A 20,130-nucleotide genomic window follows, 5' to 3' on the forward strand; every position below is an offset into this window, starting at 1 on the left:
GTCTTGTGCGGCTGGGGTTTCCCTGGCCGAGGTTTCAATTCGTTGCGGCCTGCAGGCAGGCCTCTGTCTGGAGCATCATGCTCCCGTCTGGTTCAAGAACGGCAAGCCCAGCCTCGTAAAGCGATTGCACGGCGGCAAACACCTCTTCTTCGGACAGGCCCGAAGCGGCCAGAACGGCGTCGCCGTTTTCAGTATCAACCACGCAACCCGCATCTTCGATGGCTTGGATCAACGCGGCGTTTTGATCATGTGTGTCAGCCATGGCCGACATCGGAGCAAGAGACGTAACAAAAAACACAGGTACTAAAAAACGCATCACTCGCTCCGGTATGCGGAATTAACGGTCAACCTCGCCGAACACGATGTCCATGGTCCCGATGATCGCAGCAACGTCCGCCAACTGGTGGCCGGTCGCAACGTGGTCCATCGCCTGCAGGTGCAGATACCCCGGTGCGCGCAGTTTCGCGCGGTACGGTTTGTTCGAACCATCCGATTTCAGATACACGCCGAATTCACCTTTAGGTGCTTCAACGGCTGCGTAAACTTCACCTTCGGGAACGTGGAACCCTTCGGTGTATAGTTTGAAGTGGTGGATCAGCGATTCCATCGAAGTTTTCATGTCACCGCGTTTTGGCGGCGTCAGTTTACCACGCGCCAGAACATCGCCGCCTTCTACGCGCAGCTTTGCAATCGCTTGTTTGATGATCGAAATCGACTGGCGCATTTCTTCCATGCGGACCAGATAACGGTCGTAGCAGTCACCGTTTTTGCCAACTGGAACTTGGAAATCAAATTCGTCGTAGCATTCGTATGGCTGCGAACGACGCAAATCCCATGCGAAACCGGAACCACGGACCATAACACCCGAGAAACCGTATTTCTGAATGTCGTCTTCGGTCACAACGCCGATATCAACGTTACGCTGTTTAAAGATGCGGTTTTCGGTCAGCAGGCCATCACAGTCCTCTAGGAACTGCGGGAATTCGTTTGCCCACTGTTCGATATCGTCCAACAGCGCGTCAGGCAGATCCTGGTGAACACCGCCCGGACGGAAATAGGCTGCGTGCAGACGTGCACCACATGCGCGTTCATAGAACACCATCAGCTTTTCACGCTCTTCAAAGCCCCACAGGGGCGGCGTCAGAGCACCAACGTCCATCGCTTGCGTGGTAACGTTCAGCAGGTGGTTCAGAACACGGCCGATTTCCGAATACAGAACGCGGATCAGGGACGCGCGGCGTGGAACCTCGACGCCGGTCAGGCGTTCGATCGCCAGACACCAAGCGTGCTCTTGGTTCATCGGCGCAACATAGTCCAGGCGGTCAAAATACGGCAGGTTCTGCAGATACGTACGCGATTCCATCAGCTTTTCGGTGCCGCGGTGCAGCAGGCCGATGTGCGGGTCGCAACGTTCCACAATTTCACCGTCCAGTTCCAGAACCAGACGCAAAACGCCGTGGGCCGCAGGGTGCTGCGGGCCGAAGTTGATGTTAAAGTTGCGGATCTTTTGTTCGCCGGTCAGTGCGTCCTCGAACCCTTTGCCACCATCCATCATGCGTGTGCCCTCAATAGGTTAGCCTGCCATCTATCCGGCAGAGGGCCGACGTTTCCGGCGACCCAGTCGTATTGATCTTTCAAAAACCGAACGGCTTTCGCCGCTAGATCTTCGTCCATTTTGGCTTTGGCGCCTTCGTGGACTTTACGTTCGTCGTTGGCATCCTTGTGCTGGATACCCAGAAAAGCGCAGATGCCTTTCCAACCGGCGGATGTCATCATCCGTTCGGTAAATTCGATCAACAAGTTCGCGGGCGCGATCACCTGTTGTAATTTTTGTACCGCAGTACGGTAATCACCGCGCGGCAAGATGTTGCTATCGCCCTGCCCCGACACAATCTGATCCAAACGCGCGTTGGCGTTGGCCTCTAGATTGGCTTCGCCGCTTTCGCGGGCGACATCCATGCGGATGTGGCTCCATAGGCGGTCCAGCGGGTCGCGCATCAGATAAACCATTTTGGTCATCGGACGTAACGCGACCATGCGTTTCAGCAGATCACCGTCCAACAACGAATAAGCCGGTGTCATCTCTGCCACCACATTGGCGTCTTTGCTGCCCTGCGACAGCCAATTCCAATACCCAACGTCACCCGTGCGGTCGGACTTTAGCACATCAATCAGGCCAACCATATCATCAATCTGACGTGTCAGATTGCCAACGCGGCGCTGATTTCCGTTCTGCATTGCCTGCCCGCGTTGGCGAACCATCGCATTCAGGCGGTTTTCAAATGCGGCGACCTGACGGTCACGGCGCTTTGGGCCGAAGGTGTCCCAATAATGCGCCTCTTTTACCGCGCGAACGTGGCAGTCGTCATGATCGTGCAACATACGATAAAGCCAGGACGTACCCGCCTTTGTCGCACCCACACAATACAAGAGCGTCTGCCCAGTCATCGCTTAGCCTTTGGCCTCTGCCTTGTCGTCGCCAGGCAGGATGTATTCGGCACCTTCCCATGGGGACATGAAATCAAACTGACGATATTCTTGGGTCAATTTGACGGGCTCGTATACAACGCGCTTTTCGGCTTCGTCATAGCGGACTTCGGTGTAACCGGTGGTCGGGAAATCCTTGCGCAGCGGGTGACCACGGAAACCATAGTCAGTCAGGATGCGGCGCAGGTCTGGGTGACCCGAAAAGATGATGCCGAACATGTCGAACACTTCGCGTTCGAACCAGTTTGCAGACGGGTGAATTTCGATGATCGATGGGACCATTTCGTCTTCGCGGACGGCCACGCGCAGACGGATGCGGTGGTTTTGGTACATCGATAGGAAATGATACACAACGTCGAAACGTTTCGCGCGGCCTGGGTAATCAACGGCGGTGATGTCAACCAACGACGAAAACTGGCACGACTGATCGTTTTTCAGGAATTCCACAAACGACGCGATCTGCGGCAGGGCCACATCAACGGTCAGTTCGCCAAATGCCACTTCGTAGCCCAGAACAGCATCCGCTTGTTTCAGCTCTAGCAGAGCACCGAGTTCTTTGAGTGCGTCAGACATAAGGCCCCCTTAGCGAATGATGGTGCCGGTGCGGCGGATTTTACGTTGCAACTGTAGCAGACCGTATAGCAGCGCCTCGGCTGTTGGAGGGCAGCCAGGAATGTATACGTCCACAGGAACGATACGGTCACAGCCGCGCACAACCGAATAGGAATAGTGGTAATATCCACCGCCGTTCGCGCAGGATCCCATAGAGATCACATAGCGTGGCTCTGGCATCTGGTCGTACACTTTGCGCAGCGCAGGAGCCATTTTGTTGGTCAGGGTACCCGCAACGATCATCAGGTCAGACTGACGCGGGGACGCACGTGGCGCGGTGCCGAAACGTTCAACGTCGTAACGCGGCATCGAGGTGTGCATCATTTCAACAGCGCAGCACGCCAGACCAAAGGTCATCCAGTGCAGCGAACCCGTACGCGCCCAGTTGATGATGTCCGCGGTCGAGGTCACAAGGAAACCCTTGTCCTGCAGTTCCGCGTTGATCGCTTGGGTTACGACTTCTTTATCAACACCAGCGGTGTTGGAACCGGTCATCATTCCCATTCCAGTGCGCCTTTCTTCCATTCGTATGCAAAGCCTGCGGTCAGAACCGCAAGGAACACCATCATCGACCAGAAACCGACCATGCTTAGGTCTTTGAATGCCACGGCCCATGGGAACAGGAACGCGACTTCAAGGTCAAAGATGATGAACAGGATCGACACCAGATAGAAACGCACGTCGAATTTCATACGCGCATCGTCAAAGGCGTTGAAACCACATTCGTAGGCCGACACTTTTTCAGGGTCTGGGTTACGTACAGCGACGATCACCGCAGCCAGAACAAGAATCAGGCCCAGAACAATGGCCAATCCCAGAAAAACAATGATGGGGAGGTATTCGCGAAGCATTTCTTCCACGACAGTTCCTTTCCTACAGGACTCAACCGTCTTTGTGACAGGTCCGTTGGTTTGTCATGGCTTTACCCCTGCCACGTCAGAGGGTCAACCGAACGTAAGGTTTCCAGATGCGGTTTTTACGTTCAAATCAGCCAGACAGATGTGTTTTTTGCCCCAAGGCGCTGAATGATGATGTGCACGGCGGCGTTTATCTGTCCAGCATTGGTTGGCAAACATACCCTTTCGGGCCTTAGTTTTCGGTTCTTTTCGCAAAACTGCGATAGCGATGGCGATAGATCAGGTTCGGGCGATCGCCTTCGAACAAATAAAACAGTGATAACGCCGAAAAGATCAGAAATCCCAAAGTAAACAGAGAATCGGCAGGGCCGCTAACCGCCAGTGTTTTCATCGCGCCGCCCGTGACAGTGAAAAACAGCGATAGCAGCAACTGACCGCCCGCAAAAAACAATGCAATCGGCGCGCGGATCAGCAGGGTTAGCGCGGTCAACAACTGTAACGCACCGCCCAGCAATAGCGACAGATACCCGAACTCTAGATAGCCCCAGACTTTCCAAATGCCGGTACCCGCAAAAATCAAACCGATAACAATGATCGGGATGTTCACTTTGCCTTGGGGGTGGGCGCGCGCCATTTCGGGGGTCACATGGACCCATTGCGCGCCAGTTTGGCGATCCATTTTGCCGTATTCGAAACGGCCTTCTTTCGGCATTTGTGACACATCAGCCTCCGACGATCAGTGGTTTGGGCGCTAATTGCCCGTAACGGGCCCTTGCTTGCAACCCATATAGGGCGCTTAGTCGATACCGAATTGCGTCAAATCGACCACGCGGGCGTCCGACCGTTCATCTTTGGTCAGAGGATATTTTTTCAGCATCATGTCGTATTTCAAACGCACACGCGTGCCCCATCCTTCGTGGATGGCAGCCATAAGCCGCACATGGGCATCCATCCATGTTTTGCGCGAATAATCATCCAGCCCCGCTCCATATTCACCTTTGGCACGCCACCGCGTCAGTAGCCCTGCTTTTTTGCGGGTACGGGTTTGTTTTTCCGCCTGACGCGCCATTCCCATGGTCAGATGTTCCATCGTCAAAAAAACCAATTCGGGCCCTTCGACGACCAATTCGTCAATCGTTTTGCCATCCAAGCGGCGCAGCCATTTGAAATATGGGCCGTCGCCTTCGACGAATGGCATGCTGTCGTTCTGGAATGCGACCGGCAAACGAAAGTCATGCTGCGGTACGCGCAACATGGTCAGTTTTTGACGAATCTCCTCCTCGACTTCGCCACGTGTCACGGATTTGCGGCCTCCTGCTGCCAAACAGCGCTGACTTCGGATTTGATGATACGGGCAATCAAATCGCAGTCTTCTAGTGTAAAGGTCAGCGGCAAACGCATATCCATGATTCCCGCCAAAATCCTGTCGGTCGCGGGCATCCGGGGATGGTCGGCATATTGCCAGCTGTCATATTTCGACGTGAACCCAACTGGTTCATCAGCGCCAAACCATTTCAATTCGACACCGCGCGCTGCGCAGCGGGCAACGACCTCTTTGATCTGGCTTGGCGCCCAATCCAGCAAAAGGAATTGAAAACTAGAGGCGACGAATCCCTCTTCTTCGGGGCGATCAATCAGCGTCATGCCCGGCGTGTCGCGCAATCCGGCCTCGACCACGCGGTAACGCGCGTTCCATTTTCCGCACTGTTCGGACAGTCGTGATAGCTGGGGCCGCAAAATCGCCGCGCGCAGGTTATCCATGCGGCCAGACACATTGGGCGTTTCGTATTTTATACGTTTATAGGTGGCCGCAGGTGGTCCGGCCCGATGGCGTTCGAACATCATATAGCTGCCCGACAACATCACCGACCGCGCCATGATTTCATCGTCGTCCGTGACCAGCAAACCGCCTTCGCCCGAATTCATGTGTTTGTATGTCTGCGTCGAATAACATCCGACGTGACCAAACCGTCCCGAAGGAATCGTGTGCCATGTCGCGCCCATCGTATGTGCGCAATCTTCGATCACGATAACACCCGCAGCACCACAGATCCGCATCAATTCATCCATATCGCAGATGTGGCCGCGCATATGGGACAGCAGCAGAACCTTGGCCTGTTTCACCTTTGTGCGCAGGTCGTTCAAATCGATGACCAACCCTTCGGTCACGCCGACATAAATCGGTTTTGCCCCAACCGACGCAATCGCGCCAGGCACAGGGGCCAGCGTGAACGCATTGGTCAAAACCGGATCGCCAGGTTGAACACCAACCGCCCGCAGCGCCGTGGTGATCGCATATCCGCCCGATGCAACAGCAAGGCAGTATTTCGACCCAACGAATTTGGCGAACTCTTCTTCTAATACAGCGGCTTCTGCGATTTCATCGCCAACCGTGTTGTAACGATGCAGCCGCCCCGTTTGCATGATGCGCACGGCGGCGTCGATCGCCTCTTCGGGGATCGGTTCCTGTTGCGTGAAAGAGCCTGTGAATTTATCGGTCATGGCAAGACGGTGAACGATTGGCGGTTTAACGTCAATGGGTTACCCCAATAACGCATTCGCAACTTTGGGCAAATCGTTGAAATGCTGAATGATTGCATCGGGTTTCAGGTCTGCCACGGCATTTCCGGCGGGTCCAAATCCAACCATCACCGATGGCACCCCCAACGCCCGAGACGTATTTAGGTCTGTAACGCTATCGCCAACCAACAGGCACCGTTCTGGATCCCCGCCCGCCCGCAGCGCCGCTTGAACCAAAGGCTCTGGATCGGGTTTGCGCACGGGCAACGTATCTGCACCGATCAACGACCCAAAGGCATCGCGCACACCCAAGTGCGTCAACACCATCTGGGCCAGCTTTTCAGGTTTGTTCGTACAGATACCCACCGCGAACCCGTTTGTTTTCAACGTTTCCACAGCCTCCATCGCGCCATCGTACAAATAGGTATGCGTTGCCACATCACGTTCATAGGCCGACAGCAGACGCGGGTATTGGCGATCAATTTCTGCGGCGTCGTCCCAGCCGACCCGATCAAAGCCCGTGGTCAGCATCATGCGCCCGCCGCGCACGGCGACAGCGGCATCCGCCACAGGATCCAGCACATCGCCCAAACCCAGCGACCGAAAACAACTGTTGGCGGCGTTGATCAAATCGACGCTTGTGTCTGCCAAAGTTCCATCCAGATCGAAAATCACGGTGCGCATGGGGCCTCCAACTGCTTTTTTCCCCGTGTAACGAACCGAAAGGTAATGTGAACCCCTAAAACTTGAGTTATGACCCAGCCAACGACATACAGGCGCAAAAGTTTTTAAGAGGCGAATATGAGTATCTCCCATATTATTTTGGCAGCCGGCATGGGCACACGGATGAATTCCGACCTGCCAAAGGTTCTGCATAAAATCGCAGGTGCTCCGCTGGTTGTTCACGCGATGAAATCAGGCGAAGCCGTTGGCGTCGATAAAACCGTGGTGGTCGTTGGCCATGGCGGCGAAGCTGTCGCCAAAGCTGTGACCGACTGGAACCCAGATGCGACCGTTGTCACCCAAGAAGAACAGCTTGGCACAGGTCACGCCGCATTGCAGGCGCGCGCCGCGCTGGCCGATGTCACAGGCGATGTATTCGTAGCTTTTGGCGACACGCCATTTATCCGCCCCGAAACGCTGGAATTGATGCTGGCTGCACGCAAAACCCACGATATTATTGTATTGGGTTTCGACGTCTTTGATCCAACCGTCCGCTACGGTCGCCTGATGATGGACGGCGATGACCTAACCGGCATCGTTGAATTCAAAGACGCCAGCGACGAACAACGCGCCATTTCTTTGTGTAATTCCGGTGTGATCTGCGCCGATGTTCAGGTCCTGTTTGATCTGCTGGATCAGGTTGGCAATGACAACGCGTCGGGCGAATATTACCTGCCTGATATCGTCGCGATCGGCCGCGCCGTGGGCAAAACGGCAACCGTCGTGCGCTGCGACGAATCCGAAACGCTGGGCGTGAACACCCGCGCCGAACTGGCCCGCGCTGAACAAATGTTCCAAAACGCCATGCGGAATGACGCGATGGAAAACGGCGTGACCCTATATGCGCCTGACACCGTGATTTTCGCCCATGACACCGTGATTGGCCGCGACGCGATCATCGAACCAAATGTGGTGTTCGGCCCGAACGCGACCATTGAATCGGGCGTCACCATTCGCGCATTTTCCCATCTAGAGGGCTGCCACGTCAGCCGCGGCGCAACCGTTGGCCCATTCGCCCGCCTACGCCCCGGCGCTGAACTGGCCGAGGATGTGCACATTGGCAACTTTGTCGAAATCAAAAACGCCACCATCGACGAAGGCGCAAAGGTGAACCACCTGTCCTACATCGGTGATGCGTCCGTGGGCAAAGCCACGAACATCGGCGCAGGCACAATCACCTGTAACTATGACGGCGTGTTCAAACACAAAACCACGATTGGCGCGAATGCCTTTATCGGGTCCAACACCATGCTGGTTGCCCCCGTCACCGTTGGCCACCGCGCCATGACAGCGACAGGCACCGTGGTGACCAAGGACATCGAAAATGATGCAATGGCCATTGGCCGGACAAAGCAGGAAAACAAACCCGGCTTTGCAACCAAAATGTTCGAAATATTAAAGGCTAAAAAGGCCAAACAGGCGAAAGGAGCCTGAAAATGTGCGGTATTGTAGGTGTATTGGGCAATCACGAAGCAGCGCCAATTCTGGTTGAGGCCCTAAAACGGTTGGAATATCGCGGCTATGACTCCGCTGGTATTGCGACTGTAAACGACGGCGTTCTGGACCGTCGCCGTGCGGTTGGCAAACTCGTCAATCTATCGGACCGTCTGGTCCATGAACCGCTGGCTGGTAAGGCTGGCATCGGCCACACCCGTTGGGCAACCCACGGCGCAGCGACCGAAACCAACGCCCACCCGCACCGCGCGGGCAAGGTCGCGGTGGTCCACAACGGCATCATCGAAAATTTCCGCGAACTGCGTATTTTCTTGGCCGAACAGGGCATTGCACACGAAACTGAAACCGATACCGAAACCGTGGCTTTGTTGGCGGGTTTTTATCTGGATCAGGGCATGGCCCCACGCGAAGCCGCGCAAAAAACTATTGCTCAGCTAGAGGGCGCCTATGCCCTATGCCTGCTGTTCGAAGGCGAAGAGGACCTGCTGATCGCAGCCCGCAAAGGGTCGCCTTTGGCAATCGGCCACGGCCAAGGCGAAATGTTCGTCGGGTCCGACGCGATTGCGCTGGCGCCATTGACCAACACCATCACCTATCTGGACGAAGGCGACTGGGCGATCATCACCCGCACCAGTCTGGAAATCCGAAACGAGGCTGGCGAACAGGTCAACCGCGAAGTCAAAACCGTCAACATCGACGCCGCGCGCGTGGACAAAGGCGGCTATAAACACTTTATGGCCAAAGAAATCGCCGAACAGCCCGTCGTCATGACCGAAGTTCTGGGCCACTACGTCAAAGCGGACGGTATTCAGTTCCCGAACCAAGACGTTGATTTCAAAGCCATCAATCGCCTGACCATGGTTGCCTGCGGCACGGCCTATTATGCGTGTTTCGTCGCCAAATACTGGTTTGAACAGCTGGCAGGACTGCCCGTTGAAATCGATGTGGCGTCCGAATTCCGCTACCGCGAACCGCCCATCACATCGGGTACAGCTGCGTTGTTCGTCAGCCAATCGGGCGAAACCGCCGACACATTGGCCGCCCTGCGGTATTGCGCAGGCAAAGCGGATAAAATCATCGCTGTTGTGAACGTACCCGAAAGCTCGATCGCGCGCGAAAGCGATGTGGTGTTGCCGATCCTTGCTGGCGTCGAAGTCGGCGTTGCATCGACCAAAGCGTTCACCAACCAGCTGATGACCTTGGCCGTTCTGGCGCTAGAGGCCGCTCACCAGCGCGGACGCCTGACCGATGCGGAATTGTGCGATTACCTGTCGAACTTGCGGTCGCTACCGGGCATCCTGAACACAGCCCTAGGCATCGAAACCCGCTGCGAAGAAATCTCGATCAAGCTGGCCGAAGCGCGCGACATCCTGTTCTTAGGCCGTGGTCGCATGTATCCTCTGGCACTAGAAGGCGCGCTAAAGCTCAAAGAAATCAGCTATATCCACGCCGAAGCTTATGCCTCGGGCGAATTGAAACACGGCCCCATTGCGCTGGTCGACAAACACGTACCCGTCATTGTCATGGCCCCACGCGATGATCTGTTCGACAAAACGATCAGCAACATGCAAGAGGTAATGGCACGTGGTGGCCGCGTCCTGTTGGTGACCGATCAAAAAGGCGCAGAAGAGGCTGGAGACGGCGTTTGGGAAACCTTGATCATGCCAGAGGTCGACGCATTTTTCGCGCCGATCCTGTATGCGGTGCCAGCGCAGATGTTGGCCTATTACACAGCCGTCGCCAAAGGCACCGATGTGGACCAGCCGCGTAACCTTGCCAAATCGGTCACAGTGGAATGATTTGGCCAGCGCCAGTCACATTGTCAGACAGCGCCGTCACTTTGGCGCCGCTGTCTGCTCATCATGCTGACGCTTTGAAAACCGCTGCCGCGGACGGCGAAATGTGGAAACTGTGGTATACATCCATTCCACACCCCGACGGAGTTCCGGCCGAAATCGAACGCCGTCTGTCGCTGCAACAAACAGGGTCCATGCTGCCATTTGTGGTGCTGGATGCATCTGGCCGCGCGGTCGGTATGACGACCTATATGAATATCGACGCGCCCAACAAACGCGTTGAAATCGGGTCGACTTGGATTTGCAAATCTGCGCAGCGCGGCCCGCTGAACACCCAAGCCAAACGCCTATTGCTGGCCCATGCCTTTGACGTTTTGGGCTGTAACGCGGTCGAGCTGCGCACTCATTTTATGAATCACCAAAGCCGCCGCGCGATTGAACGTTTGGGGGCAAAACTGGACGGTGTGTTACGCAGTCATATGGTGATGAAAGATGGATCGCTACGCGATACATGCGTCTATTCGATTGTGGCCCATGAATGGCCTATGGTACGGGCTCATCTGGATTGGCAACTGACAAAACCGCGGGACTGATGGACTACTCCGATATTATTGCATCGCTAGAGGCACAGGCCGACCCCAAGGTTGCAGCCGAGATGGCCGCATACCATAAAACAACGCGGCGCGTGCTGGGCATCAAAGTCCCTGTTCTAACCGACCTATCCCGCGAAATTCGTGCCGCCGTTGATTTGGACGAACGGCTGTCGTTGTGTGATGCGCTGTGGAAAGCGGACATTCACGAAACTCGTATTTTGGCTGCGAAACTGTTGGAACAGGCGCGCATTCGTCCTGATGATCAGGCGGCGTGGGATTTGATCGTGTCTTGGGTGCCCGATTTTGACGGCTGGGCGATTGCCGATCACGTGTGCAAATCAGGCGAAAAACGTCTGGTGGCTGATCCGACCCGTTTGGACACGGTTGAAACGTGGATCACATCGGATCACATGTGCACCCGCAGAGCCGCGATGGTCATCACCCTGCCTTGGACCAAAATGGCATTTCCCAAAGAGCCTGATATCGCCATTCGCGAACGTGTTTTGGGATGGGCCGCGACGTATGTTCCGGATCGCGATTGGTTCATCCAAAAATCGATCGGTTGGTGGCTGCGCGATCTGTCGAAACGCGACCCCGAACGTGTCCGCATTTTTCTGGACGAACACGGCGCACAGATGAAACCATTCGCGCGCCGCGAAGCAGCCAGATACCTGAAATAATCAGCCGCCAAACACATCAATAGTAATCAACCCTGCCAGCGGTGCATTCAACAATCGCATCGCGGGTAGGCTGATTTGCGTCGCCCCATCGGCAGGGCGCAATTCGACATTGATGGTTGTGCCATTGTAATTCACTTTGCCCATCGTCACGGCATCGACCAATGGCGTTTTCACCCAAATCCCGGGGTCGGTCGGCGAACCCAATGTTGCCGTAACAGTCCCCAATTTTGCACCGCCCGTTGCGGCCTCAACCGCTTTGGCGCGATCTGTGGCTGATGTGGTGTCAAATTGTTCGGCTGTGCGCGCCATCGGCGGCGGAGGCGCAACGGTTTGCGTTGGCTGTTCGACTTCGGGCATTTCGTCGGGGGCGGCCTGTTCGATTGGTAATTCGGCGCATCCCGCTGCAACCAATACACAAAATGATGTCAAAACAACACGTAGGGACATGCTAAATACCTTTTTTATTCACTTGGTTAGACTGTAGATCACAACGACCGCCAAACAACCCTATGTGATCCACCTTGCGCGAGTCTTCGCCGCCCCTTAGGGTCGATCCATGACCCAGCTTATTGATCCATTTGCGCGCGCTATCAAATATCTGCGGGTATCCGTCACGGACCGCTGCGATTTTCGCTGTGTATATTGCATGTCCGAAAACATGCAGTTCCTGCCCAAAAAGGATCTATTGACGTTGGAAGAACTGGATCGAATGTGCAGCGCATTCATCCGGCTTGGCGTCGAAAAACTGCGTATCACGGGCGGCGAACCGTTGGTACGCCGCGGTATCATGACGTTTTTCAACGCCATGACACGGCACCTAGATAGCGGCGCTCTGAAAGAGCTGACACTGACAACGAATGGCAGCCAATTGGCGAAATACGCTGATGATCTGTATGCCGCTGGCGTGCGCCGTGTAAACGTGTCGCTGGATACGCTGGACGACCAGAAATTCGCCGATATCACCCGCTGGGGCCGCCTGCCCCAAGTTATCCAAGGCATCGACGCCGCTCAACGCGCGGGCCTACGGGTAAAAATCAACACTGTCGCTCTTAAGGGGTTCAACGAAGACGAACTTTTCACCCTTCAAAGCTGGTGCGCGGATCGCGACATGGACCTTACCTTTATCGAAGTCATGCCCATGGGCGACATCGGTAACGAAGACAGATTAGGGCAGTATTGGTCGCTATCGGATTTACGGGCGCGACTGGCCGAACGATTTACCGTTTCGGATCTGGCGGAACGCAGCGGCGGCCCTGCCCGCTATATTCAACTGGCCGAAACGGGTCAGAAAATCGGTTTCATCACACCGATGTCCCATAATTTCTGCGAAAGCTGTAACCGCGTGCGGATCACCTGCACCGGCGAAATTTTCACCTGTCTGGGACAAGAAGGCCATTCCGATCTACGCGCGCCGCTACGCGCATCAGGCGACGATGCCGTTCTGGAACAAGCGATTCACAAAGCCATCGGTCTAAAACCCAAAGGCCATGATTTCGATTATTCTCGGCAAACCGTCGATGGCCGCGTAAGCCGCCATATGAGCCATACGGGCGGTTAAAGATAACCGCGAATAGCCGCGATGACGCGTTCGGTTGCTGTGCCGTCCAAACGCGTTGATTCCAATGCGCGTTGCACCATCTGGTCCCGTTCATCAGGGTTATTGATCAGCGCCTGAACAGCGTATCCCAATTCGGACGGGTCAGCGATCGACACATAGCCATGTGCGCGGTCCAGACGTTCGTATACGGCGTCAAAGTTGAACACTTTGGTCCCTGACATCACTGCCGACCCCAATGCCACGGGTTCAAACGGGTTGTGCCCGCCGACAGGCGCAAAAGATCCACCGACAAAAGAATACCGCGCGATGCGATACCACAGCCCCATTTCGCCAACGGTATCGGCGATATAGACCTGCACCTGATCGTTGATCGGTTCCGACTTTGATCTTTGTGCCACGCGGAAACCGGCATCGCGGAACATCTGGGTGACGTCATCGCCGCGGTCTGGATGACGCGGCGCAACAATTAGAAATGGTGCGCCCTGCCCCAGAAATTTTTGCGCCGATACAACATGTTCTTCTTCGGATAGATGGGTCGATGCCGCCAACCACACATCACGATCACCGATACTGTGCTGGATCGCCTGCAATACATCCTTATCGACAGGCAGCGGCGCAGCATCCTGTTTGGTTGACCCGATTGCGCGGGCTTTTTTCACACCAATGGCACGGATGGTTTCAGCGACTGGTTCTTCTTGGCTTAGGACTATGTCGAACAGATTTAACAATGATGCGATGCTGCGCGGGAATTTTTGCCATTGCAGCGCTGTTTTTTCCGACACACGCGCGTTAATTAGTGCCATAGGCACCTTGGCCCGATGGGTTTCAACGATCATGCGTGGCCAAATTTCGCTTTCTGTCCAAATCGCCAAATCAGGTTTCCAATGGCTCAGAAACCTGCGCATCGCGCTGGGTGTGTCGACAGGGGCGAATTGGTGAAACGCCCTAGCTGGCAACGTTTCGGCCAGCACTTTGGCCGAGGTCAATGTCCCCGACGTTACCAGAACCGAAACATCATCCCATTGCGCCAAGATTTCTTTGATCACAGGCTCTAACGATAGGCTTTCACCGACAGAGGCCGCGTGAAACCAGACCAACCGCCCCTCTGGACGACTGCGCCGCGAAAACCCGAACCGTTCGCCCAATCGCTGCCGATCTTCTTTGCCCTGATCTGCACGACGGTCCAAGACGCGCCTGTAAACCGGGCCTAATAGGTGTGTTAAGGCCAGATACCCCTGAACAATCGGCGGAAACATAAACCTTGGGCCTCACAATTTGATACGCTGCCAGAACCCCATATTATCAAAGGCTTCTTGCGTGGCGTCTTGATCGTACTCTGTAGCGACCCAGTCGCGAAATGAAATATCGCCCTGCTTTAGGCGTTGGGCATAACTATCAATAACGTAATCTAAAATACCAGTTTTGGTGAAGTTAAGATGTACAAAGCGTACCGATAATTGTTTTTGCGCCTCTTCTACGGGGCGGCCTTCGATCGCCAAAAGATAGATCGCCGCCATAAGGCCCGTTCGATCCGCGCCTGATTTACAGTGCATCAAAAACGGCTTTTCAATCGTGCCCATCACGTCGATGATTTCCAGCAACCGCTGTTTTGGGGGGGCTTTGCGGGCGGTAAACGGCTGGTCTATCAGCGTCAGGCCCAATGCGTCACAGGCCTCTTTTTCGAATTTGTAGGGCGACAAACGATTGGCGCCACGCAAATTCAGGATCGTTTTGATCCCCATCTTTGCGTAATCTTCGAAACGGGCGCGGTTTGGGTGATTGGACCGGTAAACACCATCCGCCACCTTGGCAAAGTTGTGCCATTGATAGCGTAAGATACCGTGATCCACCCAATCGAAATACCGCTGGGACAGCTTGCGTTGATCTGGTTCGGTCAAATCATGGGTGTATTTTTCACGCTGCTTGCGTTCCCAATCTTTGATCCGTTTGTGCAGCCACGACGCCATAGCGGTTCCTTTGGTAAAGGCCTGCAGTCGGCCGAAATAGAACGGGGCCAATCAGGCCCCGCGTGTGTTAACCACTATCGACAATAATGCGCAACCTTGGCTCATGCTGCGGGCATGCGCTGTTCAACGATTTCGGCCCACCAGCTACAGCCTGCCAATATCGCGTCGTCATTAAAGTTATATTCGGGATGGTGCACTGGCGCGCTATCGCCGTTTCCGACCAATATGTAGGCCCCTGGGCGTTCTTCTAACATATAGGCGAAATCTTCTCCGCCCATGATCAACGGCGCCTCATCACATGCGCCCGTTACGGATCGCGCGACATCTGCCGCGAATTCCGTCTGAGCGTCATGGTTTACCATCACAGGATAGCCGTGGTGATATTTCACGTTGGCCGAGGTCCCCATCGCACGCGCGGTCAGCTCTGTGATTTCTGTTAAACGCTGTTCGGCCAGTTTGCGCACATCTTTGGACAGGGTGCGCACGGTGCCGCGCAATTCGACCGAAGACGGGATCACGTTATATGCCTTGGACGATGTTTCAACCGACGTGACCGATACAACGACCTGATCGACAGGATCCACATTTCGGGATGAAATCGACTGTAGCGCGGAAATGATTTGAGCCGATGCGACCACAGGATCAGCCGTTTCATGCGGTTTTGCAGCATGTCCACCGCGGCCATTAATTTGAATGGTAAATTGATCTGTTGCCGCAAAAAACGACCCCGAACGAATGGCAAACCGTCCCGTTTCAATACCTGGCCAATTGTGCATTCCATAGACTTCTTGGATGTTCCAGCGGTCCATCAAACCGTCTTCGCACATTTCGCGCCCGCCGCCGCCGCCTTCTTCGGCGGGTTGGAAAATCACCACGACAGTCCCATCGAAATTGCGGGTTTCGGCCAGATAACGGGCCGCCCCCAACAACATCGCGGTGTGCCCATCGTGGCCACAGGCGTGCATCGCGCCTTTGGTTTTCGACGCATATGGCAAACCCGTTTCTTCCAGAATGGGCAGAGCATCCATATCAGCGCGCAGCCCGACGACCATACCTTTGGTATCGGTTTTGCCTTTGATCACGCCAACCACACCCGTGCGGCCCAGCCCTGTTACAATGTCATCACAGCCGAATTCCGCCAGCTTTTCGGCCACAACTTTGGCCGTGCGATGGGTTTCAAACAGAATTTCAGGGTGTTCATGCAGATCGCGGCGCCACGACGTAATATCGCGGTGCAATTCGGAAAATCTGTTCTTTACAGGCATAGTCAGGCTCGGGTTATCGCGTAATTTTCCACAGGCTGACCGAAAGCCCAGCCAAGGGCAAGCCCCATCAGTGCATCGTTTTCTGGATGCGGCGCAACATCAGCCAAACGCAGATCACGACCACAGGCGTCACCCCCGCAGCCAACCAATATTTGGCGATCCCGAATACTTTTTCAGCAGGCCCCACAACATATAAAACCAACGACACAGCGTAATAGCTGATCGCGACAACGGACAGACCTTCGACGGTGCGCTGTAGGCGCAACTGCACGTCGGACCGTTCATCCATGCTTTTCAATAATGCTTGGTTCTGTGCGGATCGTTCCACATCGACACGGGTCCGCAATAGTTCGCCCGCACGAATGGCCCGTGCCGACAAACTATGCAGCCGCGCCTCGGTGGATTTGACGGTGCGCATTGCCGGGTCAAAACGGCGCATCATAAATTCGCTAAACGTCTGCCGACCACCAAACCGTTCTTCACGCAAAATACCGATGCGCTGGTGCACGATGGTTTCATACGCCCCCGTTGCCCCGAAACGGAACGACGTTTCGGCGACCATACGTTCCAACCCAGCCGAGACCTCTAGCAATTCTTGCAATGTTTCGGCGGCATCGATTTCTTCGTTTGCCATGCCAGTCACCAGTTCCGACAGGCGGACCTCTTGGCGGCCCAATTCGCCGCTGATCTGCCGCGCGCGGGCAAGCCCCAACATGGACATGGTTTTATAGGTTTCGATTTCGCACAAACGCTGCATCACGCGGCCGATGCGGCGCGCCCCGCAGTCGGGATCAGCGAATATCGCAAACCGCATATGGCCCGCAGAATCGATCCTGAAATCAGCCGCGATAACCAGTTCGCCATCCAAAACGCGGCTCAGGGCCAGGCTTTCGGGTACGAACCATTCATTCGTTTTAGCGGCGATTTCTACGTCGGTTTTCATCGGTTCAATCCGGATGAGCGCCGATGTGATGCGTGTTCCCGGTGCGGACTGTAACCAGTCTTCGGGAAACATATTAAAGGTCGCCGCATCATAGGGACGATCCGCCACGCCATGACCGAAAATCGTATAGGTTACGAATTCTGTGTGGCTTTCCCATTTCAGCCAATGACGCCCGATTTGTCCGAAATAATGGGTCGCGTCCGGCGCAGGGTGCGCCACGCCAAAACGATCCAGCAATGCCAGCAGATGCGCCCGATCTGCGTCGCGATCACGGCCCGCTGCATTTTGGGCAGGTTTTAGCGCCAGATAGGCCGCACGACCGGGCGCTTCGACCACGGGAAATGGGCGCGCATGGAGTTCATTGGCCAGCGCATAGCGCATTGGGTGGTCTTGGATCGGGGTATTCATGGGCTGCATTACCTATAGATATAGGCATGCACAGTACCCCACAATCGAGGTCAATCAAGTGTAATAAAGTCGCATTTACAATGGTTTATCGGCACACGGTGGTATACCGCGTGCCGATTTGATCAGTCTCGTGGTTAGATGCAAACCACGTCCAGCGGGGGAAAGCCGTTAAAGCAAACCGAGCTGTAGGTAGAGGTGTACGCGCCCGTGTTGCGGATCAAAACGCGGTCACCCGATTTAAGGGTCATTGGCATTGGCATCGGACGTTTTTCATACAGAACGTCCGCGCTGTCGCACGAAGGACCCGCCATAATGCATGGACCCATCGGGTCGCCATCACGTTCGGTTTCGAAACGATAGCGGATTGCTTCGCCTTCGGTTTCTGCCAGACCCGAGAAACGGCCGATCGACAGGTACACCCAACGGTGCATGTCACGGTCGGATTTACGGGACACCAGCATAACCTCGGATACGATCACGCCTGCTTCGGCAACCATGCCGCGGCCTGGCTCTGCCATGATGCGTTCGACGTGGCCGAATTTTTCGGTGACCATCTGCATAACAGCCGCTGCATAATCGGTCGGCGCCTGAATTGGTTCGTCATAGAACGCAGGGAAACCGCCGCCGATGTTCAGCAAGGACAGGTCGTGGCCTGCGTCTTTTGCTGCGTGCCAGATTTTCGCCAGCGCATCCAATGATGGTGCCCACATCGACGCCTGACGGGTTTGCGAACCAACGTGGAACGAAAAACCAACAGGGTTCAGGCCCAGCGATTTAGCATAGTCCAGCAGACGCAGCGCGGTGTCGCCGTCGCAGCCGAATTTGCGGGTCAGAGGCCAGTCAGCTTGGGAAACCTCGACGATCAGACGGATGTAGACGTCCGAATTCGGCGCGTGCTCTGCGATTTTTTCCAGCTCTTCTTCGCTGTCGGCAGCGAACAGGGTGATGCCTGCCTCGTATGCCCATGCGATGTCGGTGACACGTTTGATGGTGTTGCCGAACGAAATGGTTTCAGGACGCGCGCCCTGACCCATGCAGATTTCGATTTCTGCACGCGATGCGGCGTCAAAGTGCGACCCGATCTGAACCAGACGGTGAATAACGTCGGTCGCTGGGTTTGCTTTGACAGCATAGTGGATGTCAGCGCGGCCCAGGCCTGCTTTCAGCGCGTTGTACTGCAGTTCGACACGGTCAACATCAACCACAAGGGTCGGACGGTCGAATTCGCGCGACGCAACATATGCGTCCAAACGAGCAGGATCATAAATACGGGAAGCCGGCACAACGCCAGCGAACATTGCAGTCATCGGTCATCTCTCCAAAAGACCCGGTCCCAATTTTGGTCCCGACCAGTTTTCTAGGAGACGTTACCGTCGCTACGTAAACACATGAGGATTTACTCATGGCCAGAGGCGCGTGCGTTGGCGTCTATGCGGGGGCATTTGGGGCATTTGGTGAATCGTTTCAAGGATTATTTTCATCCGACACCAAATTATTTTTCGAAAGACTGAATTTGATCAAAATCCCTTGTTTTTAAGGGACTTTTGATCAAATCGAATTCTCGCCATTCATATGGGTTTCGGATACAAGACCCCCATGGCCAGATTGATCCTATTTAACAAACCCTTCGACGTTCTGACGCAGTTCACGGATGCGAAAAATCCAACGCCGCGCCGAACGCTATCGGAATTCGGATTGCCCTCGCGCGTCTACCCTGCGGGCCGATTGGACCGTGATAGCGAAGGGTTATTGTTGCTGACGGACAACGGCCCGCTACAGGCCGCGATCAGCAATCCCAAATACAAAGAGCCGAAAACCTATCTGGCTTTGGTCGAAGGGGCGCCAACGGACGCGGACCTACAGCCGCTGCGCGACGGGATCACACTGAAAGACGGCCCCTGCCGCCCCGCGGCGGTGCGGTTGATCACGCCGCCGACATTGTGGGAACGCGATCCCCCTGTGCGGTATCGCAAATCAGTGCCCGACACATGGATCGAACTGACCATCACCGAAGGCCGCAACCGTCAGGTCCGCCGCATGACCGCCGCCATCGGGTTTCCAACGCTGCGGTTGGTCCGTTGGTCAATAGCGGACTGGACTGTTACCAGCCTCGCCCCGGGCGAATGGCGCGAAATCACTGTACCCGCGCCAGCCGCCAAAATCCGCCGTCCTTTCAAACGCAAATACTGACCGCGCACAGGCGCTGTGAATAAGCGCAAGGTGTCAGAATAACGGATTTGGGCTATCGTTAAGGGGTATTTTCATA

General features: G+C 55.2%; 22 protein-coding genes. 6 read left to right on the top strand and 16 right to left on the bottom strand.

All coding sequences use genetic code 11. The features are described 5' to 3' along the window. Window positions 1–34 precede the first annotated feature (34 nt). From ACXAGA_RS00645 to ACXAGA_RS00690, 10 genes are all read right to left on the bottom strand, one after another. Window positions 35–316 (bottom strand): hypothetical protein, encoded by a 282-nt coding sequence (locus tag ACXAGA_RS00645; RefSeq protein WP_475115595.1) that lies wholly within the window; start codon window positions 314–316, stop codon window positions 35–37. Between the two features lie 21 nt (window positions 317–337). Beyond that, window positions 338–1,552 (bottom strand): NADH-quinone oxidoreductase subunit D, encoded by a 1,215-nt coding sequence (locus tag ACXAGA_RS00650; protein WP_475116204.1) that lies wholly within the window; start codon window positions 1,550–1,552, stop codon window positions 338–340. Next, a complete protein-coding gene (locus tag ACXAGA_RS00655) occupies window positions 1,552–2,448 on the bottom strand; it encodes a sulfotransferase (RefSeq protein ID WP_475115596.1) in 897 nt (298 codons plus the stop codon). The genes ACXAGA_RS00650 and ACXAGA_RS00655 overlap by 1 nt, the downstream gene beginning before the upstream one ends. A 3-nt stretch (window positions 2,449–2,451) precedes the next feature. Then, on the bottom strand, window positions 2,452–3,060 hold the full coding sequence (locus tag ACXAGA_RS00660) for an NADH-quinone oxidoreductase subunit C (protein ID WP_475115597.1): 609 nt from the start codon (window positions 3,058–3,060) through the stop codon (window positions 2,452–2,454). Window positions 3,061–3,069: 9 nt separating this feature from the next. Continuing rightward, window positions 3,070–3,594: a NuoB/complex I 20 kDa subunit family protein gene (locus ACXAGA_RS00665; RefSeq protein WP_475116205.1), complete on the bottom strand. Its 525-nt coding sequence runs from the start codon at window positions 3,592–3,594 to the stop codon at window positions 3,070–3,072. After that, a complete protein-coding gene (locus tag ACXAGA_RS00670; RefSeq protein ID WP_086451975.1) occupies window positions 3,594–3,959 on the bottom strand; it encodes an NADH-quinone oxidoreductase subunit A in 366 nt (121 codons plus the stop codon). The genes ACXAGA_RS00665 and ACXAGA_RS00670 overlap by 1 nt, the downstream gene beginning before the upstream one ends. A gap of 229 nt (window positions 3,960–4,188) precedes the next feature. Further along, window positions 4,189–4,677 carry a hypothetical protein gene (locus ACXAGA_RS00675; protein WP_475115598.1) on the bottom strand — a complete coding sequence of 163 codons (489 nt, stop codon included), beginning with the start codon at window positions 4,675–4,677 and terminating at the stop codon, window positions 4,189–4,191. Window positions 4,678–4,752: 75 nt separating this feature from the next. Next, a complete protein-coding gene (locus ACXAGA_RS00680) occupies window positions 4,753–5,256 on the bottom strand; it encodes a hypothetical protein (protein WP_475115599.1) in 504 nt (167 codons plus the stop codon). Further along, on the bottom strand, window positions 5,253–6,458 hold the full coding sequence (locus ACXAGA_RS00685; protein WP_475115600.1) for a DegT/DnrJ/EryC1/StrS family aminotransferase: 1,206 nt from the start codon (window positions 6,456–6,458) through the stop codon (window positions 5,253–5,255). Before ACXAGA_RS00685 ends, ACXAGA_RS00680 begins: the two co-directional genes overlap by 4 nt. Window positions 6,459–6,497: 39 nt before the next feature. Continuing rightward, a complete protein-coding gene (locus ACXAGA_RS00690) occupies window positions 6,498–7,160 on the bottom strand; it encodes an HAD-IA family hydrolase (RefSeq protein WP_475115601.1) in 663 nt (220 codons plus the stop codon). 117 nt (window positions 7,161–7,277) lie between these two features. Between ACXAGA_RS00690 and glmU the strand changes: the two genes are divergently transcribed. Genes glmU through ACXAGA_RS00710 form a run of 4 tightly spaced genes read left to right on the top strand, consistent with a single transcriptional unit; the run spans window position 7,278 to window position 11,723 of the window. Beyond that, window positions 7,278–8,633: a bifunctional UDP-N-acetylglucosamine diphosphorylase/glucosamine-1-phosphate N-acetyltransferase GlmU gene (glmU, locus tag ACXAGA_RS00695; protein WP_475115602.1), complete on the top strand. Its 1,356-nt coding sequence runs from the start codon at window positions 7,278–7,280 to the stop codon at window positions 8,631–8,633. 2 nt (window positions 8,634–8,635) lie between these two features. Beyond that, the gene (gene glmS, locus ACXAGA_RS00700) at window positions 8,636–10,453 is read left to right on the top strand and encodes a glutamine--fructose-6-phosphate transaminase (isomerizing) (protein WP_475115603.1); all 1,818 of its coding nucleotides are present in this window, start codon (window positions 8,636–8,638) and stop codon (window positions 10,451–10,453) included. Further along, a complete protein-coding gene (locus ACXAGA_RS00705) occupies window positions 10,450–11,043 on the top strand; it encodes a GNAT family N-acetyltransferase (protein WP_475115604.1) in 594 nt (197 codons plus the stop codon). Before glmS ends, ACXAGA_RS00705 begins: the two co-directional genes overlap by 4 nt. Further along, entirely contained in the window at window positions 11,043–11,723 is a 681-nt protein-coding gene (locus tag ACXAGA_RS00710) for a DNA alkylation repair protein (RefSeq protein WP_475115605.1), read from the top strand. The genes ACXAGA_RS00705 and ACXAGA_RS00710 overlap by 1 nt, the downstream gene beginning before the upstream one ends. Here ACXAGA_RS00710 and ACXAGA_RS00715 read toward each other — a convergent pair whose 3' ends face one another. Next, window positions 11,724–12,170: a D-galactarate dehydratase gene (locus tag ACXAGA_RS00715; protein ID WP_475115606.1), complete on the bottom strand. Its 447-nt coding sequence runs from the start codon at window positions 12,168–12,170 to the stop codon at window positions 11,724–11,726. It abuts the gene before it with no gap. A gap of 109 nt (window positions 12,171–12,279) precedes the next feature. Here ACXAGA_RS00715 and moaA point away from each other — a divergent pair, with 109 nt between their 5' ends. Continuing rightward, on the top strand, window positions 12,280–13,281 hold the full coding sequence (gene moaA, locus ACXAGA_RS00720; protein ID WP_475115607.1) for a GTP 3',8-cyclase MoaA: 1,002 nt from the start codon (window positions 12,280–12,282) through the stop codon (window positions 13,279–13,281). On the opposite strand, the gene ACXAGA_RS00725 is transcribed toward moaA, so the two are convergent. The 5 genes from ACXAGA_RS00725 to ACXAGA_RS00745 all read right to left on the bottom strand — a co-directional run bounded on the left by ACXAGA_RS00725 (window position 13,278) and on the right by ACXAGA_RS00745 (window position 19,171). Then, window positions 13,278–14,468, bottom strand: coding sequence for a 3-deoxy-D-manno-octulosonic acid transferase (locus ACXAGA_RS00725; protein ID WP_475115608.1), 1,191 nt, complete (start codon window positions 14,466–14,468; stop codon window positions 13,278–13,280). The genes moaA and ACXAGA_RS00725 overlap by 4 nt on opposite strands. 81 nt (window positions 14,469–14,549) lie before the next feature. Beyond that, window positions 14,550–15,248 (bottom strand): phosphatase domain-containing putative toxin, encoded by a 699-nt coding sequence (locus tag ACXAGA_RS00730; protein WP_475115609.1) that lies wholly within the window; start codon window positions 15,246–15,248, stop codon window positions 14,550–14,552. A 101-nt stretch (window positions 15,249–15,349) separates the two neighbouring features. Continuing rightward, window positions 15,350–16,513, bottom strand: coding sequence for a M20 aminoacylase family protein (locus ACXAGA_RS00735; RefSeq protein ID WP_475115610.1), 1,164 nt, complete (start codon window positions 16,511–16,513; stop codon window positions 15,350–15,352). A 67-nt stretch (window positions 16,514–16,580) separates the two neighbouring features. Further along, window positions 16,581–17,864 (bottom strand): DUF3422 family protein, encoded by a 1,284-nt coding sequence (locus tag ACXAGA_RS00740; protein WP_475115611.1) that lies wholly within the window; start codon window positions 17,862–17,864, stop codon window positions 16,581–16,583. Between the two features lie 134 nt (window positions 17,865–17,998). Then, the gene (locus ACXAGA_RS00745) at window positions 17,999–19,171 is read right to left on the bottom strand and encodes a type III PLP-dependent enzyme (RefSeq protein ID WP_475115612.1); all 1,173 of its coding nucleotides are present in this window, start codon (window positions 19,169–19,171) and stop codon (window positions 17,999–18,001) included. A gap of 289 nt (window positions 19,172–19,460) precedes the next feature. Between ACXAGA_RS00745 and ACXAGA_RS00750 the strand changes: the two genes are divergently transcribed. Beyond that, a complete protein-coding gene (locus ACXAGA_RS00750; RefSeq protein ID WP_475115613.1) occupies window positions 19,461–20,054 on the top strand; it encodes a pseudouridine synthase in 594 nt (197 codons plus the stop codon). Window positions 20,055–20,130 lie beyond the last annotated feature (76 nt).

The sequence above is a fragment of the Marivivens sp. ABH4_498 genome (assembly GCF_056160585.1).